The organism is Sphingomonas sp. CV7422 (assembly GCF_027945725.1).
GTDB classification, from domain to species: Bacteria; Pseudomonadota; Alphaproteobacteria; order Sphingomonadales; family Sphingomonadaceae; genus Sphingomonas; species Sphingomonas kyungheensis.
Genome location: NZ_CP115900.1, coordinates 290161 through 308796 on the forward strand (window position 1 = coordinate 290161; position 18636 = coordinate 308796).

The window sequence follows — 18636 nt, forward strand, 5'->3', positions numbered from 1 at the left end:
AAGCGACGCGGCGGAACATAAGGCCACCGTCGCGGATTTTAGCGGTCAGACAGCGAGGCTTTTATGGAACCGCTCTTCTACGTCATGGCGATCATGGGCTGCGCGGACGGCAACGTCCAGTGCACCGAGGCGCGTATCGTGCCGACGCATTATACGTCGATGGCGCAATGCCGCGCGGCGCTGACTGATCAGCTCGCCCGGAATACCGACGTGCCCTATCCGATGATCGGTGCCGCCTGCCGGACCGCCGGCGCGCAGATCGCCAAGGTCGAGGGCAAGGCGAAGCGGTCGTAAGGGTGCACCTGGGGGGGGGGGCGTGGCGCAACCGGCCCTCATCCGTTAGGGCTGAGCCCGCCGAAGCCCGGGCCTCCTCAAGCGAGTTATCTGCGGATATCCGCCCTTCGACAGGCTCGGGGCTAACGGCTTCTCACGGATGCAGATCCGAGGCGCCAGTCGTCACCGCGGCCGCTGCCACAATCCCGGATCGCGCGGTACCGCCGCGATCGTCAGCCGCTGCCGCGCATCGATCGCCGCCTGCACGATGAAGCCGAGCTTCTCGCCCTTGCCCGTCGTCACCCGCGCGTCCCACGCCCGTTCGCCGCGCTCCGCCACCTTGCGGCCGATCGCGCCATAGATGCGCGCCGCGGCGAGCACCGCCCAGGCGGAGCGGAACGACAGCGCGCGCGTGCCGATGCGCGCGCTCGCCTCGAACTGTGCGGCGCGGGTGGTCAGGCGGCGGGCGAGCGCGGCGAGTGCCGGGCGGTTGGCCGGCGCCATCACCGCATCGGACGCGATCCCCGCCTCGGCGAGCCAGTCGGTCGGCAGATAGCAGCGCCCCGCCGCGGCATCCTCGTCGAGATCGCGCGCGATATTGGCGAGCTGGAAGGCGAGGCCGAGGTCGCAGGCACGGTCGAGTACGGCGTCGTCGTCGGGCGATACGCCCATGATCACCGCCATCATGCAGCCGACGACACCGGCGACGTGATAGCAATAGCGCAGCAGATCGTCCTCGGTGCGCGGCCGCCAGCCGTCCGCGTCGAGCCGGAAGCCTTGGATCAGGTCGTGCGCGAAGCGCGGCGGCAGGCCCGTCTCGCCCGCGACGAGGCGCAGCGCGTCGAACGCGGGCACGCCGATGACGTCGCCGGCAAGCGCCGCATCGGTGAGCATCGCCATCGCCGCGATCCGCGCCGGCGCATCCTCGACCACCGACATGACGTGGCCGTGATCCTGCCCGTCGGCGATATCGTCGCAGGCGCGGCACCAGGCGTAGAGCAGCCACGCCCGCTCGCGCGTCCGCCGGTCGAACAACAGGCTTGCGGCCGCGAAGCTCTTCGACCCGCGCGCGATCGATTCGTGCGCGGTGGCGACGATCGCGTCGCGGCTCGGGCCGGCGCTAGAGGTCAGACGTCTTCATCCGCACGATCGGCTGCGTCGGCTGATGCGCCGCCATCTGCGCGAGCAGCCCGTCGAGCGTGTCGTCGACGATCAGCAGGTCGCGATGTTGCGGGCGCAGGAAGCCGACCTCGGCCGATTTGTGCCAGAAGGCGATGAGATCGTCATAATAGCCGGCGACGTTGAGCAGCCCGACCGGATCGGCATGATAGCCGAGCTGCGCCCAGCTCAGCGCCTCCCACAATTCGTCCATCGTGCCGGTGCCGCCGGGGATGGTGACGAAGCCGTCCGACAGGTCGGTGAACAGCGCCTTGCGCGCGTGCATGCCCGCGACGACGTGCAGCTCGGTGAGGCCGCGATGCGCCACTTCGGCATCGACCAGCGCCTGCGGGATGACGCCGATCACCTCGCCCCCCGCCGCCAGCGCACCATCGGCGACCGCGCCCATCAATCCGAGCCGGCCGCCGCCATAGACGAGGCCGATGCCGCGCTCGGCGAGCGTGCGACCGACCGAGCGGGCGGAGTCGAGATAGACGGGGTCGGCGGGCGTCGCGGAGCCGCAATAGATAGCGAGGCGTTTCATGCTCCTGCCGCTACGCGACCGCGCGCCGGGCGACAAGCGGCGCGGGGCATCGGAGGGCATCCTCTTCCGCGCCGCACCCTCATTCCGCCGCCTGCACGTCCTCGGGCAGCGCCCAGATCAGGTCGCCGGGGCCGAGCGTGCGGCCGTCGTGCGCATGTACCGCCACCGGCGCGATCGGCCGCTGGTCGCGCGCGTCGACGAGGACGGGGAAGGCCGGCTCGCCCAATTCCCAGCGCTCGCCCCATTGGCGCAGCGCGACCATCGTCGGCAGCAACGCATGCCCCTTGTCGGTCAGCGTATAGCGGATCCTGCGCCGGTCCTTGGGCAGCGGCTCGCGTTGCAGGATGCCGTGATCGACCAGCCGCGCCAGCCGGTTGGCGAGGATGTTGCGCGCGATGCCGAGCTCCGCCTGGAACGCCTCGAAATGATGCAGGCCGTTGAACGCGGCGCGCAGGATCAGGAACGACCAGCGTTCCCCCATCGCCTCGAGCGCTGCGGGCAGGCTGCAGCCGCGCAGCGATTCGCGTAAGGGTGGGGGCTTGGCCGTCGTCATGCCGGCGCAGCCTAGCCCATCGCGCGGCGGCCGGCGACCGGCGTGCCGCGGTCTGCTCATCGAAATCGTACCCGTATCCGCAACAAGATGTTGCAAAGCACCATCGGCCTCCCCCATGTGGTCGACGTGCTACGGCAATATGAACTGGTCGACCGCGTGCTCGACTATGACCCGGATGCGGACGAGGCGCTGCTCAACCGCGCCTACGTCTTCTCGATGCAGGCGCACGGCAGCCAGAAGCGCGCGAGCGGCGATCCCTATTTCAGCCATCCGATCGAGGTGGCGGGCATCCTCACCGACCTCAGGCTCGACGACGAGACGATCGCCACCGCGATCCTGCACGATACGATCGAGGATACGGTCGCGACGCCCGAGGAGATCACCCGGTTGTTCGGCGGCAATGTCGCGCGGCTGGTCGACGGCGTGACCAAATTGAGCAAGATCGAGGCGCAGACCGAGAACGAACGCGCCGCCGAGAATCTGCGCAAGTTCCTGCTCGCCATGTCGGACGACATCCGCGTGTTGCTCGTCAAGCTCGCCGACCGGCTGCACAACATGCGCACGCTCCATCACATCGCCAAGCCCGAGAAGCGGCGGCGGATCGCGAAGGAGACGATGGACATCTACGCGCCGCTCGCCGAGCGGATCGGGATGTACGAGTTCATGAAGGAGATGCAGACGCTCGCCTTCGAACAGCTCGAGCCGGAAGCGTTCGAATCAATCAGCAAGCGGCTCGAACAGCTCAAGACCGGCGGCGGCGACCGGATCGCGCGCATCGCCTCCGGCCTCAAGCTGCTGCTCGGCCGCGCCGGCGTCGAGGCCGAGGTGACGGGGCGCGAGAAACACCCTTATTCGATCTGGCGCAAGATGAGCGAGCGCCACATCAGCTTCGAGCAGCTCTCCGACGTGATGGCGTTCCGCGCGATCGTGCCGACGGTGGAGGATTGCTATCGCACGCTCGGCATCATCCATCGCCGCTGGCCGATGGTGCCGGGGCGGTTCAAGGACTATATCTCGACGCCCAAGCGCAACGGCTATCGCTCGCTGCACACCAGCGTCATCCATGCCGACAATGCGCGCATCGAAATCCAGATCCGCACCGCCGACATGCATGCCGAGGCCGAATTTGGCCTCGCCGCGCACTGGGCGTACAAGGAAAAGAAGGTTCGCGCCGACAGCCAGCACAGCTGGATCGCCGATCTGGTCGAGATCCTCGAAACCGCGGGCAGCCCCGAAGAGCTGCTCGAACATACCCGCATGGCGATGTATCAGGATCGCATCTTCGCCTTCACGCCGAAGGGCGAGCTGATCCAGCTGCCCAAGGGCGCGACGCCGATCGATTTCGCCTATGCGGTGCACACCGATCTCGGCGACCAGGCGGTCGGTGCCAAGATCAACGGCCGCGTCGTGCCGCTGTCGACGGTGATCGAGAACGGCGATCAGGTGCAGGTGCTGCGCTCCAAGGGGCAGGTGCCGCAGCCCGGCTGGCTCAACTTTGCGATCACCGGCAAGGCGCTCGCCGGTATCCGCCGCTACCTGCGCAACCGCGAGCGCGACGAGCTGATTGCACTCGGCCGCAAGCTGTACGACGATATCGTCCGCCGCCTGCCCGCGCAGCTCGGCAGCGACGCGCTCGACCATGCGCTGTCGCGGCTCAACCTCGGCGACGAGGCGGCGCTGATGGCGGCGATCGCGCGACGCACCCTGTCCGACCATGCGGTGATGGAGGCTCTGATGCCGGGATCGGCGGGCGCCGACGTCGCGCCGCTCGCGCCGCAGTCCACCGCGATCTCGATCAAGGGGCTGACGCCGGGCGTCGCCTTCGACCTCGCCGAATGCTGCCATCCGGTGCCGGGCGACCGGATCGTCGGGCTGCGCCGCCCCGATGCGGGGATCGAGGTCCATGCGATCGACTGCCCGGTGCTCGCCGAACTCGCCGAGCGCGGCACCGACGAGACCGACTGGGTCGACGTCGACTGGGGCGACAAGAGCGACGGCGCGGTGGCGCGGATCAGCGTGCAGGTGAAGAACGAACCCGGCGCACTCGGCATCGTCTCGACGATCATCGGCGCGCATCGCGCGAACATCATCGCACTGCGGCTCGATACGCGCGATTCGATGTTCCACACCAACGTCATCGACGTCGAGGTGCATGACGTGCAGCAACTGATGCGGCTGATCGCGGCGCTGCGCGCGGCGGATGCGGTGAATGCGGTGGAGCGGGTGTGATGCCGGCGGCGGCATTGCTGCGCCGCCGGCGATGAGAGAGTTTAATTCGGGCTTGGATGATCGTTGCTTGTCTCGATATTGAAATAGTATCTGTCGAAGCCATTGCCGGTGACGGAACATTTCGGTAGCGGATCGCCGTCGTAGCGGGAGGCGGATGCCGATACGAATTCACCGGTTGACGTCTTGTACGTGATGCCGAACATGCAAACCGGGGTATTGGTTTTTTTGGTATCGCGGTCTTCGTAGCTATACGACGCCTTGAACCAGACTTCGGTATAATAGGCTACATCCAGCATGCGGATTCTGCCCATCTTGCTTTTGCCGGCCTCGATCGTACCGTCTATCCGATCGGTCACGGTGCCGTCATCATGGCCGGTGCCGTAGCGAGCACTATTCTCTATATCATAGATTGTAACTAGATAGGGGGTATTGTTCGTTAAGGTTATCCAATAGTTATGATCTGAGACCTGAGCGTTTGCCGTTGCTGAAGCGCCGACTGTTACGGCGAAAAGGAGAGCGGCGGTAATTAGACGAAGGGGATTTTTCATTGACGTTCTCCGATCAACGAATTGAACGACTGTTGCGGACGGCATATTCATGCCAGAAATCCTTGAAGAGTTCGGTTAAGTAATAATTGCTGCTGGTGACGTGGATGGGCTGATCAAGCCAGTTTGAAATAGTCGCGCCGACAAATGCGCCGGGACTTACGAGTGATTTTCGCATATCATAATTGACAAAATGCGTGCCGGTGAATTTTGCACCACGAAAGTCAGTATCGCTGACTACATCTTGGTAACTCTGGCTGCTGCCAGTCAAATATGATGATCCCGCGCTGGAACTGTAGCTCCTAAATTCCGCGTTCGAAAAATCGCATCCGGAGAAATCCATCCCGGTCATGACACAGTCAATAAACTGCGCACTTCGAAAACTCTTATTTTTAACCTCTAAATTCATATTCCTGAGGTCGAGACTGGATAGAATCAATCTCGTACTGCTATCTTTAAAAGATACCCCGTCAACTTTGCTATTTTCGAGTAAAACGTAACCGCCCTCGATATGGCTGAAATCGGCATTCGTCGCGTCGAGGCGGCAAGCGATTATATTTCCTTTGATGTGCTGAAAATTAGCGTTCTCGATTGACCCCGTTATAAACTTCGAGTTGGTTATCGTTGCACTATCAAAGTTTGCGTTTGAGAAATTACAATCACGTGCATATAATTCGTGTTGAAATACGGCGTTCGAAAAATCACATTTTGAAAAGTTACACCTTCCAACGCCATAGCTCTTGAAATCGTAATTTCTGTTGTGTTTGACGGCCTCTTCATCCTCGAAATTGAATGAAAACGTCGCCCCTGCAAACGAACTGTCGCTGAAATTAGAATCGTCTATATCGGTGTGGTCGAAGCTCGCTTTGGTGAAGCTGGTGCCGACCGCGGTAACGCCGCGCAGGTTCGACTTGCTGAATGTCGCGCCGTCGAACTTCGCGCCACTCAGCGTGGCGCCGCTGAAGTCGACCCCGGTCAGGTCCTTGCCCGTCAGGTCGGCGCCGCTGAGGTCGGCGCCGCGCAGGTCGAGCTTCGACAGGTCGGTGCTGCGCAGATCCTGACCGTGCAGATCGAGCTTGGGCGGCGGCGGCGTGTCGGGTGCCTTGCCCTGTTCGGTCAGCACCACGGCGGCGGCGTCGCCAGACAGCTTCTGGATGCCTTGCGCACCCGGCTTGGTTTCCGCTGCCGCTGGCTTGGGGTCCGTGGCGGGTGCGGTGGTCTCCGATCGGGGCGGTTCGCTCGCCTGAACCGGAGCGGCTGATACGGTCGTGACGTTCATCGCTTACTCCTTTCTTGCTTGGTCCAGGCTCATTGTAGCAAGAAAAGGGGAAGGCATCGTGACTCATCCCGGGTTATCAAATAACCTTATCGTTCCATTTGACTCTTTCTGCATGGTGTCAAACATTCAAACAGTAGTTTCGTTTGCAAACGATCGCGCGCGTGACTCGGTAGCCAGGTGAAGACATCTGTAATATCACCGACATGCCGGCGTGACGGGTGACGGATACCGATTACGCAACGATGTTGGGTGCGATCGCTGGCCGGCACCGGCGCGACGTCGAGATCCCGCCCGCGGGTTCCGGCCGGGCGGGATCGGATTCGTCTTGCCGGAAGGCGGGCGATCAGCCGAAATGCTGCCTGCGCGCACTGTCCCGCGGCCATGCATCCCGGAACACGGTCTTGATGTCATAACGGTCGCTCGACACGAACGTCGGCGTATCGTCGCCATAGCCGATCGTCGTCCCGCGCAGCGCGCCGGCGTCGAGTTGCGCCTTGCGCAGGTCGAAGTCGCGGAAGGACGCACCGTCGAACCGCGCATTGTGGAAGTTGACGCCGGATACGATGCTCGCGCTCTGCCGGCCCGTCGAGCTGAGATAGGGGCTGGCGATCACCGGCCCGGTGCTGCGGAACGTCGCGCCGCGGAAGTCGAAGCCCGAGAAGTCCATCCCCGTCATCACGCAATCGGTGAATGCGGCGTTGCGCAGGTCCTTGTGCGCGACGGAGAGGTCGACATGCCGCAGATCGATCGCGGTGGCGGTCAATTGCACGTTGCTGTCGGCGAAGCTGGCACCATCGACCTTGCTCGTCCGGAGGCGGATGGTCGCGCCGTCGATATGCCGGAAATCGGCGTTGGTCGCATCCATATGGTCGGTGGTCAGTATGCCGGCGATCCGTTCGAAGCTCGCGCCCCGCATGCTGCCCTGGGCGAACGTCACAGTCCCGAGCCTCGCACCATCGAAGGTCGCGCCGTCGATGGTGGACCCGACGATCGTCGCGCCGGCCTCGAACACCGCGCGGGAGAAATCGGCGTTGGTGAACTTGCTCTTCCTGATGACATAGCCGGCACCGATCGTCGTGCCGTCGTCGCCTGCCATATCGTCGACGAAGCCGCCGAAACGGGCATCGGCGAACCTGGCCCCGGTGAAATCGGCCTCGCTGAGATCGCTCAGGTCGAAATGCGCCTTGGTGAAGCTGGCGCCGGTCGCCTTGACGCCGTGAAGGTTGGTGCCGACCAGCGTCGCCCCGTCGAGCCTGGCACCCGCGAGATTGGCGCCGCTGAGATCGAGTCCGGACAGATCCTTGCCGGGCAGGTCGACGCCGCTGAGGTCGGCGCCGCGCAGGTCGAGCGTCTTGAGGTCGACGTCGCGCAGATCCTGGCCATGGAGGTCGAGCCGCCCCGACGCTCCGCGCCGGAAGCCCTGCTGGCTGAGCACCACCGCCGCGGCGAGCGGGGCCAGCCGCCGGATGCCGGTCGTCCCGGTGGCGACGGTCACCGCGACCGGATCGGGGGCCGGGATGCCGGCCGGCGGCGTTACCGCGATCGGGTCGTCGCCGCCTGCCGGCGACACGGTGAGCGCCGTTCGTGCAGTCATCATCGTATGTCTCCGGTAGGATGTACTTCTCCGTCATTGTAGAGAGGCATCACCGACCGATCCGTCATAAAGCCGGGACGACGCGGTTAAGTCATGGCGGGCAACACGTTATTTATTTTGTTGGTACATCGACTCGGTTGCGGTCGTTTCGAGACCATATCGGGACAATAGAGACGCCAATCGGCGCACGGCGGATCCGGTGTCGCGGCGGGCGGTATCCCGCACCGGGCGCCACCCCCGCCCCCCGCAATCGCCTTCGACAAGCCCCCTGCCGAGCGGCTAGGGTGATGTCACACCTTGGCGGCGGCGCGGCGCTGCCCCACATGGGCAACGGACACGAAGGAGCATGACTTGGCCACCTTAGGTATGGCGCCCGCCGAGAAGCAGGCGATCGAGGATTTCCGCCGCGACGTCGTCGAACCATCGATGACCAGCCTCGTCATCATCGATTTTTGGGCGGAATGGTGCGGGCCGTGCAAGGCGCTGGGACCGGTGCTGGAGAAGGTCGCCGCGGCCTATGCCGACAAGGGTGTCGTGCTCGCCAAGATCGACACCGACAAGAACCAGTTCATCGCCGCGCAATTCCAGATCAAGTCGATCCCCACCGTCTATGCGATGTTCCAGGGCCAGCTCGTCGCCGACCTGACCAGCGCGCGCACCGAATCGCAGTTGCGCGTCATCCTCGACCAGTTGCTCAAGCAATTGCCGGTCACCGGCCCCGGCGCCGAGGCGGAGGCGGAGATCGAGCCGCTGATCGCGATGGGCGAGGAGGTGCTGGCGAGCGGCGATGCCGAGCGTGCGGTGGCGATCTTCGCGCAACTGATCGAGATGGCGCCGGAGAATCCGGCGGTGCTGTCGGGCCATATCCGCGCGCTGCTCGCCGCCGGCGACGGCGAGGCGGCGCAGGCGGCGATCGACGCGCTGCCCGCCGACATCAAGGATGCCGGCATCGACCGCGCCCGCGCGGCGCTGGCGCTGGCGCAGAGCGCGCCGCCGGCCGCCGACCATGCCGCGCTCGCCGCCGAGGTCGCGGCGCACCCCGACGATCACGAGCGCCGCTTCGCGCTCGCCAATGCGCAGATGGCGGCGGGGGATCGCGACGGCGCCGCGGACAATCTGCTGCATATCGTCGCCGCCGACCGCGGCTGGAACGAGGGCGCGGCGCGTCAGCAGCTGCTCAAGGTGTTCGAGGCGGTCGGACTGGAAGACCCCTGGGTCGCGGCGCAGCGTCGCCGCCTGTCCGCGATCCTGTTCGGATGAGCGCGCCGGCGACCCTCGCCCGGCTGTCGATCTTCCCACTGCCGGGGGCGTTGCTCTTCCCCGGCATGCACCTGCCGCTGCACATCTTCGAACCGCGCTACCGCGCGATGGTGAGCGATGCGATGGCGCGCGACCGGCGGATCGGCATGATCCAGCCGATGCAGCAGGCGGGCGGCGACACGCTCTACGACATCGGCTGCGTCGGCAAGATCGCCGAGGTCGAGGCGCTGGACGACGGTCGGTACAATCTGGTGCTGGAGGGGATCGCGCTGTTCCGCGTCGTGCGCGAGCTCGACGTGACGACGCCGTTCCGCCAGATCGAGGCAGAACTGCTGCCGCTGGTCGCGGACGACAGCCTGTCGCTCGGCCGGCGGTCCTCGCTGGAAATCGAATCGCGGCGGTTTGCCGAGGCGCATGGCTATAGCGTCGACTGGGAGGCGGTCGGCCGGCTCGACGACGAGAGCCTGGTCAACGGCATCGCACAGATCGCGCCGTTCGACGCGGCGGCGAAACAGGCGTTGCTCGAAGCGCCGGATATCGAGACGCGCGCCGAGCTGATCATCCAGCTGATGCAATTCTTCGGCCGGCACGACGGCGACGAGCGGGTGACGCTGCAATGAGCGGCCTCGACCCCTGGCTGCTCGAACGGCTGGTCTGCCCGGTGACGCGCCAGCCGCTGCGCTATGACGAGGCCGCGCAGGAGCTGGTGTCGGAGGCGGCGGGGCTCGCCTATCCGATCCGCGACGGCGTGCCGGTGATGCTGCCCGACGACGCGCGGCGGATCGATACGGGGTCTTCGGCGTAACGCTGCGGAGTGCGTTCGGATCGGTGGGCTTCGACAGGCTCGGCCCGTTCGGTGGAGGGGGGCCTTCTCCTCAACGGTTCGCCCTGAGCGCGTCGATGGCTAACCGGCAGGCGCGCAGTCCCTGACGCGCGTCTGCCGATGACCCATCATTCCATCTCGAGAATCACCTGATCGACCGCGAGGCTGTCGCCCGCCGCGGCGGCGACCGATTTGACCCGGCCGGCTTTCTCGGCGCGCAGGATATTCTCCATCTTCATCGCCTCGACCACCGCGAGCGGCTGTCCCGCCTCGACCGCATCGCCCGCCGCGACGTCGAGCCGGACGAGCAGCCCCGGCATCGGTGCGATCAGGAAGCGCGACAGGTCGGGCGGTACCTTTTCGAGGAGATGCGCGGCATAGGGTGCGACATGCGCCGGCAGCACACGCGCGACGTGGCTGGCACCGCGCGTCGTCAGACGGAAGCCCGCGCGCGTCGGCGCGATGCGAACCGACAGCACCCGCTCGTCCGCCAGCTCCGCCTCGATCAGCCGGTCGCCGGGCGTATATTCGACGCCGATGTCGAGCGGCGTGCCGTCGACGGTGATCGCGTCGGGCGAGACGTGGACGACATGGTCGGCGTCGCCGATCCGCACCACCCAGTCGGCGGGCGGGTGGAGGCGGTGACCGAGCTGGCCGTCGATACGGCGGGCGCGATCGGCGTGCGCGGTCGCGGCGAAGGCGGCGATGGCGGCGAGTTCGCGCAACAATCCGGATGATGCGGGTGCACCGTGGAAGCCGTCAGGATATTCCTCCGCGATGAAGCCGGTGGTCAGCCGCCCCTCGCGGAAGCGCGGGTGCTGCATCAGCGCCGAGAGGAAGTCGATGTTGGTGCCCGGACCCTCGATCTCGAAGGCGTCGAGCGCGGCGACCTGCGCATCGATCGCCGCCTCGCGCGTCGGCGCCCAGGTGATCAGCTTGGCGATCATCGGATCGTAGAACATGCTGACCTCGCCGCCCTCGGCGACGCCGTCGTCGACGCGGGTGCGGGGCAAATCCTCCCCGTGCCGGGGAGGGGGACCATCCGAAGGATGGTGGAGGGGGGGCTCCGCATACGTTGTGCCGTGTGGAAAGCCCCCTCCACCACCCGGCTGCGCCGGGCGGTCCCCCTCCCCGTGCCGGGGAGGATTGTAGCGCACCAGCCGCCCGATGCTCGGCAGGAAGCCGCGGTACGGGTCCTCGGCATAGACGCGGTTCTCGATCGACCAGCCGTCGATGCCGACGTCGCTTTGCCCGAACGCCAGCGGCTCGCCGGCCGCGACGCGGATCATCTGCTCGACCAGATCCAGCCCGGTGATCTCCTCGGTCACCGGATGCTCGACCTGGAGCCGCGTGTTCATCTCGAGGAAGTAGAAGCTCTCCCCGGTCGTGTCCGCACCGGAGACGATCAGCTCCACCGTGCCCGCGCTGTAATAGCCGACCGCCCGTGCCAGCGCGACCGCCTGCTCGCCCATCGCGGCGCGCATCTTGGGCGTGACGAAGGGCGACGGCGCCTCCTCGACCACCTTCTGGTGGCGGCGCTGCACCGAACATTCGCGCTCGTTGAGGTAGACGATGTTGCCGTGCTGGTCGCCGAGCACCTGGATCTCGATATGGCGCGGGCTCTCGATGAACTTCTCGATGAAGACGCGGTCGTCCCCGAAGCTCGCCAGCCCCTCGCGCTTGGTCGCCTCGAAGCCCTCGCGCACGTCCTGCTCGCTCCAGGCGAGCCGCATGCCCTTGCCGCCGCCGCCCGCCGACGCCTTCATCATCACCGGATAGCCGATCTCGCCCGCGATCCGCACCGCCTCGTCGGTATCGGCGATCTCGCCGAGATAGCCCGGGACGACGTTGACGCCCGCCTGCTTGGCCAGCTTCTTCGACTCGATCTTGTCGCCCATCGCCGCGATCGCGTTCGGCGGCGGGCCGACGAAGGCGATCCCCGCCTCGGCGCAGGCACGCGCGAAGCTCTCGCGCTCGGACAGAAAGCCGTAGCCGGGGTGGATACAGTCGGCCCCGGTCTCCTTCGCCGCCAGCAGGATCAGCTCGGCCTTGAGATAGCTCTCCGCCGCCGGCGCCGGCCCGAGCCGCACCGCCTCGTCCGCCATCAGCACGTGCGGCGCGCGCGCGTCGGCGTCGGAATAGACCGCGACCGTCTTGATCCCCATCCGCTTGGCGGTGCGGAACACGCGGCAGGCGATCTCGCCGCGATTGGCGACCAGGATTTTCTTGAACACTCGACTCTCCTGCTGTCCCGCCGCCGCGATCAAGTCGACGGCGGACGCGTCTCTCGTCCGGCCGGCTGCTGCCGTTGCCGCTTATTCCGCCGCTTGCGCCAATCGGCATTCCGCCGCCATCGGCGTCACGCCCAGCTTGGCGAACAGCGCCGCATCCTTGTCGTCGCCGGCATTGCCCGCGGTGAGCAACTTGTCGCCGGTGAAGATCGAATTGGCGCCCGCCATGAAGCACAAGGCCTGGGCCGAGTCCGACATGCTCTCGCGCCCCGCCGACAGGCGCACCATGCTCGCCGGCATGGTGATGCGCGCCACCGCGACGGTGCGGACGAACTCAATCTCGTCGATCCTGGCGAGCGGCGTGTCCGCCAACATGTCGCCGAGCACGGTGCCCTTCACCGGCACCAGCGCGTTGACCGGCACGCTGCCGGGATGCTCGGGCAGCGTCGCCAGCGCGTGGACGAAACCGACGCGATCCTCTCGCGTCTCGCCCATGCCGACGATGCCGCCGCAGCAGACGTTGATCCCCGCGCCGCGCACCGCGTCGAGCGTGTCGAGCCGCGCCTGGAAGGTGCGGGTGGTGATCACGTCGCCGTATCGCTCGGGCGAGGTGTCGATATTGTGGTTGTAATAGTCGAGCCCCGCCGCCGCGAGCCGATCGGCCTGGTGCGGCTCGAGCATGCCGAGCGTCATGCAGGTCTCCATGCCCATGCCGCGCACGCCCTCGACCATCGCGACGATCGCGTCCATGTCGCGGTCCTTGGGATTGCGCCACGCCGCGCCCATGCAGAAGCGGGTCGAGCCATTGTCCTTGGCCTGCGCCGCCGCCTGCAGCACCGCGCGCACGTCCATCAGCTTGGTCGCCTTGACGCCGCTTTCCGCGCTGACCGACTGCGAGCAATAGCCGCAATCCTCCGGGCAGCCGCCGGTCTTGATCGACAGCAATGTGGAGAGCTGCACCTGCCCGGGCGCGTGATGCGCGCGGTGGACGGTCTGCGCCCGCCACATCAGCTCGTCGAACGGCAGGTCGAACAGCGCCGCGATCTCGTCGCGCGTCCAGTCGTTGCGTACCGCGTTCGTCACTTCGTCCACGTCATTCCCTTCCACCTGCTGCGTCCGAGCGTCCGTCACCTTCGCAAGCCATTGCCGCTGCGCCATTGTCCGAGCGCTCCGCCCGCGCGTTCGCCACTCTCTAGCACGCATTGCGGGTCGCGAAACCGGCGCCACGCCCGCCGGCGCGTGCCGTCGCATCATGCGGCGCCGAGATAGCGCCGGTGTGGCGGCGGCGGATCATGTCCTCATGGCGGTCCGGGGCGCCCATTACGCGGCCTCCTCATCGGGCGGCATATTGTGGCCGAGCAGGCGCAGCACCTCCTCCGCCGCCTTGATGAGATTGGTGCCCGGACCGAAGATCGCCTGCACACCGGCATCGCGCAGCGCCTGATAGTCCTGCGCGGGGATGACGCCGCCGGCGATCACCTTGATGTCGGGCCGACCGGCGTCTTTCAGATGGCCGATCAGCTCGGGGATCAGGGTCTTGTGCCCGGCGGCGAGGCTGGACGCGCCGACCACGTCGACATCGCTGTCGAGCGCGAGCGTCGCGGCTTCCTTCGGCGTCTGGAACAGGGGGCCGGGCACCACCTCGAAGCCGAGATCGCCGAACATGCTGCTGACGAGATTGGCGCCGCGGTCATGGCCGTCCTGCCCCATCTTCGCGACCAGCATGCGCGGCTTGCGGCCGAGCCGGCGCTCGGTCGCCTCGACGCCGCGCACCAGCCGCGCCCAGCGCTCGTCGTCGGTATAGGCGCCGCCGTAGACGCCCTTCACCGGCTTCGGATGCGTGCCGAACCGGCCGAACACGTCCTCCATCGCGGCGGAGATCTCGCCGAGCGTGGCGCGCGCGCGGGCGGCGTCGACCGCGAGGGCGAGGAGATTGGTCTCCGCAAATCCTCCCCGGGACGGGGAGGTGGCAGCCGCAGGCTGACGGAGGGGGGCTTCCACGAGCGGTGCCGTTTGAGGCGAGCCCCCTCCACCATGCTGCGCATGGTCCCCCTCCCCGTCCCGGGGAGGATTGCGCGCGCCCTCGCGCAGCGCGTCGAGCGCGCGCCGGCACGCCGCCTCGTCGCGCGACGCCTTCACCGCGGCGATGCGCCGCACCTGCGCCTCGCGCACCGCGACATTGTCGACGTCGAGGATGTCGATCGGCGCCTCGCCCGCCAGCCGGTATTTGTTGACGCCGACGATCACGTCCTCGCCGCGGTCGACCCGCGCCGCGCGCGCCGCGGCGGCCTCCTCGATCATCGCCTTGGGCCAGCCGGCGGCGACCGCCTTGGCCATGCCCCCCTCGCGCTCGACCCGCTCGATGATCTCCCAGGCGCCGTCGACCAGGCTCTTGGTCAGGCTCTCGACGTAATAGCTGCCGCCGAGCGGGTCGACGACCTTCGTCATCCCCGTCTCTTCCTGCAGCACGATCTGCGTGTTGCGTGCGATTCGCGCGGAGAAGTCGGTGGGCAGCGCGATCGCCTCGTCGAGCGCGTTGGTGTGGAGCGACTGGGTGCCGCCCAGCATCGCCGCCATCGCCTCGATCGTCGTGCGCATGACGTTGTTGTACGGGTCCTGCTCGGTCAGCGACACGCCGCTGGTCTGGCAGTGGGTGCGCAGCATCTTGGAGCGCTCGTCCTTGGCGCCGAGCTGCGTCATTGCGCGATGCCACAGCACCCGCGCGGCGCGCAGCTTGGCCACTTCCATGAAGAAGTTCATCCCGATCGCGAAGAAGAAGCTCAGCCGACCCGCGAATCTGTCGATGTCCAGCCCGCTGGCGACGCCGTATTTCACGTAGTCGATGCCGTCGGCGATGGTGAAGGCGAGCTCGTGGAGCTGCGTCGCCCCCGCCTCCTGCATGTGATAGCCGCTGATCGAGATGCTGTTGAACTTGGGCATCTCGCGCGACGTATAGGCGAAGATGTCCGAGATGATCCGCATGCTCGGCTCGGGCGGGTAGATATAGGTGTTGCGGACCATGAACTCCTTGAGGATATCGTTCTGGATGGTCCCGTCGAGCAGCTTGCGATCGACGCCCTGTTCCTCGCCCGCGACGATGAAGAAGGCGAGGATCGGGATCACCGCACCGTTCATCGTCATGCTGACCGACATCTGATCGAGCGGGATGCCGTCGAACAGGATCTTCATGTCCTCGACGCTGTCGATCGCGACGCCCGCCTTGCCGACGTCGCCGGTGACGCGCGGGTGGTCGCTGTCATAGCCGCGGTGGGTGGCAAGATCGAAGGCGACCGAGAGGCCCTTCTGCCCGGCGGCGAGGTTGCGGCGGTAGAAGGCGTTCGATTCCTCCGCGGTCGAAAAGCCGGCATACTGGCGGATCGTCCACGGCCGGCCGGCGTACATCGACGCGCGCACGCCGCGCGTAAAGGGCGCGAAGCCGGGCAGACCGGGATCCCAGCCGGCGACATCGCCCGCGGTGTAGAGCGGCTTGACGTCGATTCCTTCGGGCGTGTGCCAGATCAGGTCCTTGCCCTTCACCTCCCGGGCGGCGGCGGCCTGCCAGTCGGCATGGACCGGCTGCGGCGTCGGCTCGGGTACGGCGGCGGAAGCGGGCGCGGCGCCGCTGTCCTCGCCGGTGTTGACCTCAATGTCCGGCAACGGGCGTCTCCATCAATTCGATCAGCACGCCGCCCATGTCCTTCGGATGGACGAAGACGATCGGCGTGCCATGCGCCCCGATGCGCGGAGCGCCGAGCACGCGCGCGCCCTTCGCGGTCAGCTCGGCGACCGCGGCATGAATGTCGGCCACCTCGAAACAGAGGTGATGCTGGCCGCCGGCGGGATTGACGCGCAGGAAACCGGCGATCGGCGAGGTATCGTCATACGGTTCGATCAGTTCGATCTGCGTATTGGGCGTATCGATGAAGCATACCTTCACGCCCTGCGCCGGCAGGTCGAACGGCTCGCCGATCACAGTGGCGCCGAGCAGATGGCGGTAGCTCTCGACCGCCCGCGCGATCGACGGCGTCGCGACGCCGACGTGGTTGAGGCGGCCGAGGGTCATCATGTCCGTCAATCCTCGATCCGCCGCTGCCGCGTCGCCATGACGGCGCCCTCGATCACACCTTCGAGCCGGCTGATCCGATCGCGCAAGGTGGAAAGCGCATCCGTCAGGCCGTCGATGTCGCCCGCCATGCGGCTGATCCGGCCATCGAGCTGGTCGAGGCGCGATTGCATCAGGATGACCTGCCGCAGCGCATTGAAGGCATCGCCTACCATGCTCATCGCCGGACCCCCATCTCACGCAGAAATCTGTCGACCCGGCTATGACTTGCGTCGAGTGTCGCGATCATGTGATCAATCGAAGCCGCCATTTTGGGAATGGCGTCATTGGCCTCCGCGACGAGCGCGGCCAGCTCCGCGTCTTCGACAGCCTCTGGACGGGAAAGATATTCTACGGTCGCCTCGCGCACGACATGTCCCACGGACATGCCGTTGTCGCGCGCGAAGGCGTCGAGCGACGCCTTATGTTCGGGGGTGGTCAGAAAGGTCACGCGTTCGGTCTGCATGCGACGTCTCCTTCACATGACCTTATAATGTGCAGGGAAAGGGCTCACAACGGAATGTTGTCGTGCTTCTTCCAGGGGTTTTCCAACGCCTTGCCCTTCAGCTTGCGCAGCCCGAGCGCGATGCGGCGGCGGGTCGAATGCGGCTGGATCACCTCGTCAATAAAGCCCTTGCTCGCCGCGACGAACGGGTTGGCGAAGCGCGCCTCATATTCGGCGGTGCGCTCGGCGATCTCCTCGGGCGTGCGGCCGCGGAAGATGATCTCGACCGCGCCCTTGGCGCCCATCACCGCGATCTCGGCGGTCGGCCAGGCGTAATTGAGGTCGCCGCGCAGATGCTTGGACGCCATCACGTCATAGGCGCCGCCATAGGCCTTGCGGGTGATGACGGTGATCTTGGGCACGGTCGCCTCGGCATAGGCGAAGAGCAATTTGGCGCCGTGCTTGATGATGCCGTTATGCTCCTGCGCGGTACCGGGCAGGAAGCCGGGCACGTCGACGAAGGTGACGATCGGGATGTCGAAGGCGTCGCAGAAGCGGACGAAGCGCGCGGCCTTCTTCGAGCTGTTGATGTCGAGTACGCCCGCCAGCACCATCGGCTGGTTGGCGACGACGCCGACGGTGCGCCCCTCGATCCGGCCGAAGCCGGTGATGATGTTGGCGGCATGCGTCGGCTGCGTCTCGAAGAAGTCGCCCTCGTCGACCACCTTCCGGATCAGCTCGTGCATGTCATACGGCTGGTTGGCGGAGGCGGGGACGAGTGTGTCGAGGCTCGGCTCGATCCGGTCCCAGGCATCGGCGGTCGGGCGTTCGGGAACGCCCTCGCGGTTCGACAGCGGCAGCAGGTCGATGAAATCGCGCGCGGCGAGCAACGCCTCGATGTCGTTATCAAAGGCATTGTCGGCGACGCTGGTCTTGGTGGTGTGCGTTACCGCGCCGCCGAGCGCTTCCTGCGTCACCACCTCGTTCGTCACCGTCTTGACCACGTCGGGGCCGGTGACGAACATGTAGCTCGAATCCTTCACCATGAAGATGAAGTCGGTCATCGCCGGCGAATAGACCGCGCCGCCCGCGCACGGCCCCATGATCAGGCTGAGCTGCGGCACGACGCCGCTCGCCAGCGCATTGCGCTGGAACACCTCGGCATAGCCGCCGAGGCTCGCCACGCCCTCCTGGATGCGCGCGCCGCCGCTGTCGTTGAGGCCGATCACGGGCGCGCCGACCTTCATCGCCATGTCCATGATCTTGCAGATCTTCTGCGCGTGCCGTTCGGACAGCGAACCGCCGAAGACGGTGAAGTCCTGGCTGAACACGAAGACCAGACGGCCGTTGATCGTGCCCGATCCGGTGACGACGCCGTCGCCGGGAATGACCTGCTCCGCCATGCCGAAGTCGACGCAATTATGCTCGACGTACATGTCGACCTCTTCGAAACTGCCCTCGTCGAGCAGGATCTCGAGCCGTTCGCGGGCGGTCAACTTGCCCTTGGCGTGTTGCGCTGCGACCCGTTTTTCGCCGCCGCCCGCTCTGGCGGCGGATCGGCGGCGTTCGAGCTCGTTCAGCGTCGATGACATACACTCTC

18 protein-coding genes are annotated in these 18636 nt (G+C 66.4%); 5 read left to right on the plus strand and 13 right to left on the minus strand.

Annotation, left to right across the window (positions count from 1 at the left end; genetic code table 11):
- The first annotated feature begins 63 nt into the window (after nucleotides 1-63).
- Entirely contained in the window at nucleotides 64-294 is a 231-nt protein-coding gene (locus PBN85_RS01475) for a hypothetical protein (protein WP_271299918.1), read from the plus strand.
- 162 nt (nucleotides 295-456) lie between these two features.
- On the opposite strand, the gene PBN85_RS01480 is transcribed toward PBN85_RS01475, so the two are convergent.
- The 3 genes from PBN85_RS01480 to PBN85_RS01490 all read right to left on the minus strand — a co-directional run bounded on the left by PBN85_RS01480 (nucleotide 457) and on the right by PBN85_RS01490 (nucleotide 2528).
- On the minus strand, nucleotides 457-1404 hold the full coding sequence (locus PBN85_RS01480; protein WP_271300818.1) for a phytoene/squalene synthase family protein: 948 nt from the start codon (nucleotides 1402-1404) through the stop codon (nucleotides 457-459).
- The gene (locus PBN85_RS01485) at nucleotides 1394-1975 is read right to left on the minus strand and encodes a TIGR00730 family Rossman fold protein (RefSeq protein WP_271299919.1); all 582 of its coding nucleotides are present in this window, start codon (nucleotides 1973-1975) and stop codon (nucleotides 1394-1396) included. The genes PBN85_RS01480 and PBN85_RS01485 overlap by 11 nt, the downstream gene beginning before the upstream one ends.
- A gap of 79 nt (nucleotides 1976-2054) precedes the next feature.
- Nucleotides 2055-2528, minus strand: a complete 474-nt coding sequence (locus tag PBN85_RS01490) for a winged helix-turn-helix transcriptional regulator (protein ID WP_037531634.1) — start codon at nucleotides 2526-2528, stop codon at nucleotides 2055-2057.
- A gap of 126 nt (nucleotides 2529-2654) precedes the next feature.
- Here PBN85_RS01490 and PBN85_RS01495 point away from each other — a divergent pair, with 126 nt between their 5' ends.
- On the plus strand, nucleotides 2655-4757 hold the full coding sequence (locus tag PBN85_RS01495) for a RelA/SpoT family protein (protein WP_037531698.1): 2103 nt from the start codon (nucleotides 2655-2657) through the stop codon (nucleotides 4755-4757).
- 41 nt (nucleotides 4758-4798) lie between these two features.
- Here the strand turns inward: PBN85_RS01495 and PBN85_RS01500 are convergent, their stop codons facing one another.
- The 3 genes from PBN85_RS01500 to PBN85_RS01510 all read right to left on the minus strand — a co-directional run bounded on the left by PBN85_RS01500 (nucleotide 4799) and on the right by PBN85_RS01510 (nucleotide 8178).
- On the minus strand, nucleotides 4799-5305 hold the full coding sequence (locus PBN85_RS01500) for a hypothetical protein (RefSeq protein WP_152542102.1): 507 nt from the start codon (nucleotides 5303-5305) through the stop codon (nucleotides 4799-4801).
- A gap of 13 nt (nucleotides 5306-5318) precedes the next feature.
- Nucleotides 5319-6581, minus strand: coding sequence for a pentapeptide repeat-containing protein (locus PBN85_RS01505; RefSeq protein ID WP_271299920.1), 1263 nt, complete (start codon nucleotides 6579-6581; stop codon nucleotides 5319-5321).
- 343 nt (nucleotides 6582-6924) lie between these two features.
- A complete protein-coding gene (locus PBN85_RS01510) occupies nucleotides 6925-8178 on the minus strand; it encodes a pentapeptide repeat-containing protein (RefSeq protein WP_271299921.1) in 1254 nt (417 codons plus the stop codon).
- 363 nt (nucleotides 8179-8541) lie between these two features.
- Between PBN85_RS01510 and PBN85_RS01515 the strand changes: the two genes are divergently transcribed.
- The 3 genes from PBN85_RS01515 to PBN85_RS01525 are packed head-to-tail and all read left to right on the plus strand — an operon-like array spanning nucleotide 8542 to nucleotide 10240.
- Entirely contained in the window at nucleotides 8542-9435 is an 894-nt protein-coding gene (locus tag PBN85_RS01515; RefSeq protein ID WP_037531638.1) for a tetratricopeptide repeat protein, read from the plus strand.
- The gene (locus PBN85_RS01520; protein WP_037531640.1) at nucleotides 9432-10055 is read left to right on the plus strand and encodes an LON peptidase substrate-binding domain-containing protein; all 624 of its coding nucleotides are present in this window, start codon (nucleotides 9432-9434) and stop codon (nucleotides 10053-10055) included. The genes PBN85_RS01515 and PBN85_RS01520 overlap by 4 nt, the downstream gene beginning before the upstream one ends.
- Complete coding sequence (locus tag PBN85_RS01525; protein ID WP_271299922.1) at nucleotides 10052-10240, plus strand: Trm112 family protein; 189 nt, start codon at nucleotides 10052-10054, stop codon at nucleotides 10238-10240. The genes PBN85_RS01520 and PBN85_RS01525 overlap by 4 nt, the downstream gene beginning before the upstream one ends.
- 146 nt (nucleotides 10241-10386) lie before the next feature.
- Here the strand turns inward: PBN85_RS01525 and PBN85_RS01530 are convergent, their stop codons facing one another.
- The 7 genes from PBN85_RS01530 to PBN85_RS01560 all read right to left on the minus strand — a co-directional run bounded on the left by PBN85_RS01530 (nucleotide 10387) and on the right by PBN85_RS01560 (nucleotide 18628).
- Nucleotides 10387-12492 carry an acetyl-CoA carboxylase biotin carboxylase subunit gene (locus PBN85_RS01530; RefSeq protein ID WP_271299923.1) on the minus strand — a complete coding sequence of 702 codons (2106 nt, stop codon included), beginning with the start codon at nucleotides 12490-12492 and terminating at the stop codon, nucleotides 10387-10389.
- A gap of 81 nt (nucleotides 12493-12573) precedes the next feature.
- Nucleotides 12574-13581 (minus strand): biotin synthase BioB, encoded by a 1008-nt coding sequence (gene bioB / locus PBN85_RS01535; protein WP_271299924.1) that lies wholly within the window; start codon nucleotides 13579-13581, stop codon nucleotides 12574-12576.
- 228 nt (nucleotides 13582-13809) lie between these two features.
- Nucleotides 13810-16146, minus strand: a complete 2337-nt coding sequence (gene scpA / locus PBN85_RS01540; protein ID WP_271299925.1) for a methylmalonyl-CoA mutase — start codon at nucleotides 16144-16146, stop codon at nucleotides 13810-13812.
- Complete coding sequence (mce, locus tag PBN85_RS01545) at nucleotides 16133-16552, minus strand: methylmalonyl-CoA epimerase (RefSeq protein ID WP_271300819.1); 420 nt, start codon at nucleotides 16550-16552, stop codon at nucleotides 16133-16135. The genes scpA and mce overlap by 14 nt, the downstream gene beginning before the upstream one ends.
- Before the next feature lie 8 nt (nucleotides 16553-16560).
- Entirely contained in the window at nucleotides 16561-16773 is a 213-nt protein-coding gene (locus PBN85_RS01550; protein WP_037531646.1) for a hypothetical protein, read from the minus strand.
- Nucleotides 16770-17057, minus strand: coding sequence for a hypothetical protein (locus PBN85_RS01555; RefSeq protein WP_037531649.1), 288 nt, complete (start codon nucleotides 17055-17057; stop codon nucleotides 16770-16772). The genes PBN85_RS01550 and PBN85_RS01555 overlap by 4 nt, the downstream gene beginning before the upstream one ends.
- A gap of 44 nt (nucleotides 17058-17101) precedes the next feature.
- On the minus strand, nucleotides 17102-18628 hold the full coding sequence (locus PBN85_RS01560; RefSeq protein ID WP_271299926.1) for an acyl-CoA carboxylase subunit beta: 1527 nt from the start codon (nucleotides 18626-18628) through the stop codon (nucleotides 17102-17104).
- Nucleotides 18629-18636: the final 8 nt, after the last annotated feature.